Origin of the sequence: Streptomyces sp. NPDC002896 (assembly GCF_040295225.1) — a bacterium.
Taxonomy (GTDB): Bacteria; Actinomycetota; Actinomycetes; order Streptomycetales; family Streptomycetaceae; genus Streptomyces.
Genome location: NZ_JBEOVA010000104.1, coordinates 1 through 1,152, shown reverse-complemented (window position 1 = coordinate 1,152; position 1,152 = coordinate 1). Strand labels below are relative to the sequence as shown.

Annotated in this window: 2 protein-coding genes; one reads left to right on the top strand and one right to left on the bottom strand. The window is 69.6% G+C overall.

Annotated elements, in window-relative coordinates; translation table 11 throughout:
• Positions 1–674: CocE/NonD family hydrolase (locus ABT009_RS47380; RefSeq protein WP_351309691.1), on the bottom strand; the 674-nt coding region annotated here is incomplete at its 3' end.
• Positions 675–815: 141 nt separating this feature from the next.
• Here ABT009_RS47380 and ABT009_RS47375 point away from each other — a divergent pair.
• Positions 816–1,152, top strand: a 337-nt coding sequence (locus ABT009_RS47375) for a TetR/AcrR family transcriptional regulator (RefSeq protein ID WP_351309688.1), incomplete at its 3' end; no start/stop codon positions are given.

Sequence of the window (1,152 nt, the reverse complement as noted above, 5' to 3'; positions counted from 1 at the left end):
CGCCGCAGGTGTGCGTCGTGCGGGAACTGGGTGTCGAACGAGACCGACCGGCGGCCGAGCTGTGCGAAGAACTCCTCATAGGGGGCGATGAGGGGGCGGTGGTCGGGGTCGGGCTGCCACTCGTACGTGTCCCGGTCGACGAAGTGGGTGGCCGTGTAGCCGAGGCGGAAGTTCCACTCGACGTCGCGGGTGCCGTCGGGATGGCTGACGACCTGGGCGAGTTCGGTGCCGGTGACGCGGGGTGCGATGGCGCGCAGGGCCGGGTGGCCGGAGGAGAGGGCGGCCCACTGGGTCCAGCCGTAGTAGGAGTCGCCCCACATGCCGACGACCCCGTTCGACCAGGGCTGGTGAGTGATCCACTCCAGGGTGTCGTAGCCGTCGTGGACCTCGTGGACGAACAGCAGGGTCGCGCCCTCGGAGCGGAACTTGCCGCGCACGTCCTGGACGACGACCCGGTAGCCGCGGGCGTTCATGTACGCCGCGATGCGTGGCATGAAGGTGTACTCGCCGGACTTGTCGTAGGGGAGGCGTACGAGGACGGTGGGTCCGGGGGCGTCGTCGTCGGGGAGATAGACGTCGGTGGCGAGGCGGACGCCGTCGCGCATCCGGACGCGGTGTGGGCGCGCGGCCGGATGCTCCTCGGTCGCCTTGAGGATGTGGAAGGTGGGAGTCACGACACCGGACCCTGGCAGCACCCCCTTTTGATTGTCAATGTAGACAATCAAAAATCCGGAGGGTGATGTGGCATTCTCGGGGCAGTCCTGGACATGGTTCCGGGGCCTTCGGACCCCGGACCCGGCGAGGGAGCGATACGTATGGGGCGGCGCAGTCTGGCCGTGGAGCGCAGGCAGCAGATCATCGAGGCGACCACGCGCTGCCTGCGGCGGCACGGCCTGGCCGGCGCGACGCTGGAGCGGATCGCCGAGGAGTCCGGGATGAGCCGCAGCCACATCCGCCACTACGTCGGCAACCGCGAGGACCTGCTGCTCGCCGTGGTGCGCCATCTGCACGAGCGGTACGACCAGGCGTTCGCCGCGTCCGTCGCCGAGGCGGCCGTCGACGCCAAGCTGGCCGCGGTCATGGACTACCTCTACGGCCCGGAGTTCACCGCGCCCGGCGACGACAACGCCGTCATCCGCGAGCTGCTGAGCG